This is a genomic window from Pseudomonas sp. P129 (genome assembly GCF_020312195.1).
GTDB classification, from domain to species: Bacteria; Pseudomonadota; Gammaproteobacteria; order Pseudomonadales; family Pseudomonadaceae; genus Aquipseudomonas; species Aquipseudomonas fragariae.
The window spans coordinates 1-3,444 of the sequence record NZ_JAGPYS010000028.1 but is presented as its reverse complement, the minus strand read 5'-3'; the positions used below and the strand labels follow the sequence as shown (position 1 = coordinate 3,444).

The 3,444-nt window shown below is 62.6% G+C and carries 2 protein-coding genes; both read right to left on the bottom strand.

The features are described from left to right. Positions 1–1,718 (bottom strand): condensation domain-containing protein (locus tag KBY02_RS25970; protein WP_225650865.1); only part of this gene is annotated, 1,718 nt, incomplete at its 3' end. A 14-nt stretch (positions 1,719–1,732) separates the two neighbouring features. Continuing rightward, on the bottom strand, positions 1,733–3,444 hold a 1,712-nt coding region (locus KBY02_RS25965; RefSeq protein WP_225650864.1), incomplete at its 5' end, for an amino acid adenylation domain-containing protein.

The window sequence follows — 3,444 nt, the reverse complement described above, 5'->3', positions numbered from 1 at the left end:
CCACCGGCCTTGAGGATGGCCAGCAGGCCGACAATCATCTCCAGACCGCGCTCGGCGGCCAGCCCGACGCGCACATCCGGGCCGACGCCCTGCTCGCGCAGTTTGTGCGCCATCTGGTTGGCTCGCTGGTTGAGCCGCCGGTAACTCAGTTGCTCATCGCCAAAACTCAGGGCAATGGCCTGCGGGTTACGCTCGGCCTGGGCTTCGATGCGTTGATGCGCGCAGTGCTCGCTTGGGTAGACCGCAAGATCGCGGTTCCAGTCACGCAGGGTGTACTGGCGTTCCTCGGCACTCAGCAATGGCAGGTCAGCGATACGCTGATTGACGTCGTGGCACATGCCGTTGAGCAGGTTGCGCCAGTGGCTGGCCATGCGCTCGATGGTCGATGCGTCGAACAGGTCGGTGGCGTAGGTCAATGCAGCTGTCAGGCCGTCCGGGCGTTCGCAGGTGTCGAGGGTCAGGTCGAACTGCGCGGTGTGCTTGTCGGACACCTGATATTCCAGACGCAGCCCTGCCAGCTCACGGCTCTGGTTGTGGCCTTCGCTCTGGTGGTTGCAGGCCACCTGAAACAGCGGGCTGCGGCTCAGGTCGCGCTGCGGTTGCAAGGCTTCGACCAGTTGTTCGAACGGCAGGTCCTGATGGGCCTGCGCCTGCACGGCGGTGTGTCTGACCTGCTGCAACAGCCCGGCCACGGTGGTCTGCGTGGTGAATTCGGCCTTGAGCACCTGAGTGTTGACGAAGAAGCCGATCAGCCCTTGGGTTTCGCTGCGGGTACGGTTGGCGACCGGCACGCCGACGCGTATATCGGCCTGACCGCTGTAGCGATGCAGCAGGGTCTGAAACGAGGCCAGCAACAGCATGAACAGGGTGATGCCCTGTTGGCGCGCCAGGGTCTTGAGGTTATTCAACGGCGCGACATCCAGTTCCACATTGAGTCGCGCACCTTCGTAACTGCGCAGTGCCGGACGCGGTCGATCGGTGGGCAATTCCAGAATCGGCTGTTGCTCGCCCAGTTGCTGCTTCCAGTACGCCAGCTGGCGTTCCTGTTCACCCATTTCCAGCCAGTTGCGCTGCCAGAGGGCGTAGTCGGCGTACTGGATCGGCAGCGGCGCCAGTGTGATCTCGCGACCGAGGCTGGCGGCCTGATAGAACTGCATCAACTCCTCGACCATGATCGGCATCGACCAGCCATCGGAGACGATGTGGTGCTGGGTCAATACCAGTACATGCTCCTGCTCGCTCAGCCTGAGCAGCCTGACGCGCAACAGCGGTCCGTGTTGCAGATCGAAAGGCCGTTGTACTTCCTGATCCACATAACGCGCGACCGTTTCGCCAGCCGCCAGTTGCTCGACACCGAGCGCAAACGGCGACGCCGGGTGCACCACCTGCTGCGCTTCATCGCCCTGCTGTTCGAAGGTCGTGCGCAGGGTTTCGTGACGTTCGATCAATTGCTCCACGCTGCGCCGCAATGCCTCGACATTCAGCGCGCCGTGCAGGCGCAGCGCCAGCGGAATGTTGTAGGCCGCGCTGTGCGGTTCCAGTTGCCAGATGATCCATTGCCGCTGCTGCGCGTAAGAGAGCGCGGACGGTGCCTGCGTCTCCCTCACGGCAATCGGCGTGACCCCGTAGAGATTCACCCCTTGACGCTTGAGCAGCACCGCCAGCGCCTTGCGTTCACGGGCGGACAGCGATTTAACGGAGTCAAGCAACTGTTGCACTGGGGTCTCTCCTGCTAAGCAATCAAATTATCAATTTCCTCCGCTGATAAACGTTTGAGTGCCTCCAGTGATTTAGTCAATTCGTCCTGCGCGTGGTCACTTTCGCCATTTTTTTCCTGCAGCGTGGCGCAGAAGTCCGCCAGCAGCGGTTGCTCGAAGACATCCTTGAGGCTGACCTCGTGCTGCAACTGTTCGCGCACCCGCACGAGCATCTGCACCGCCAGCAGCGAATGGCCGCCGAGCTCGAAAAAGTTGTCGTTGCGCCCGACCCGCTCGACCTGCAACACATCGGCCCAGATCGCTGCCAGTTGCTGCTCCAGCTCGCCCTGCGGCGCGCTGTAGGTGGCCTGCAACTGACTGGCGTCCGGCGCAGGCAGCGCCTTGCGGTCCAGCTTGCCGTTGGCGGTCAGCGGCATGCTGTCGAGGACGATGAAATGGGTGGGCACCATGTAATCCGGCAGGTGTACCCGGAGTTGGCTTTTCAGCGTTTCACGCAGGGTTGTCTGATCTTGATCAGGCTCAGCAGGCACCAGGTACGCCGCCAACTGCCCGTCCAGCGCCAGCACGCTGACTTCGCGCACCGCCGGGTGCGCTTGCAGCCGCGCTTCGATTTCGCCCAGTTCGATACGGAAGCCACGAATCTTCACTTGGTGATCGATGCGCCCGGCGTATTCGATGGTTCCGGCAGCGCGATAACGCGCCAGGTCGCCGGTGCGGTACAGACGGCCGCCATCGTTGGAGAACGGGTCCGGCACGAAGCGCTCGGCAGTCAGCGCGGCGCGGTTGTGGTAACCCCGCGCCAGACCGGCATGGCCGATGTGCAGCTCGCCGCTGCAACCTTGGGCGACCGGGTTGAAATCGGCGTCCAGCACGTACCAGGACAGGTCGGGAATCGCCTCGCCAATCGGGCTGGCCGGGTTCTGCGTGTCGGCCTCGGCTATTGGTCTGTAGGTGACATGCACGGTGGTTTCGGTAATGCCGTACATGTTGACCAGTTGCGGCGTCTGATCGCCGAAGCGTTCGAACCAAGGCTTCAGGCTGGCGACGTCCAGCGCCTCACCACCGAAGATGACTGTCTGCAGCGACATCGACATCGGCGAATCGCAGGCCACGCGCATCAGTTGCTTGAACGCCGAAGGCGTCTGGTTGAGTACCGTGACCTGCTGCTCGACCAGCAGCGCATGAAACTCTTCCGGCGAACGGGTCACTTCACGGGGCACGATGACCAGTCGGCCGCCGTGCAGCAGCGCGCCGAAAATCTCCCACACCGAGAAGTCGAAGGCGAAGGAATGGAACAGCGTCCACACGTCTTGCTCGTTGAAATGGAACCAGTCATCCGTCGCGGCAAACAGGCGCATCAGGTTGTGATGGGCGAGCAAGGTGCCTTTGGGTGTGCCGGTCGAGCCCGAGGTGTAGATCACATAGGCCAGGTTGTCCGGCGTAGTCTTGTTGAGCGGGTTTTCCGTGCTGTAGCCGTCCAGTGCGTCAGCCAGATCGAGCGTCTGCACCTGTTCGGGGATCGGCAGTTTGCCAAGCAGATGCGCCTGGGTCAGCAACAGCTCGATACCGCTGTCCTGCATCAGGAAGCTCAAACGATCCTGCGGATAATCCGGGTCGAGCGGCACGTAAGCGCCACCGGCCTTGAGGATGGCCAGCAGGCCGACAATCATCTCCAGACCGCGCTCGGCGGCCAGCCCGACGCGCACATCCGGGCCGACGCCCTGCT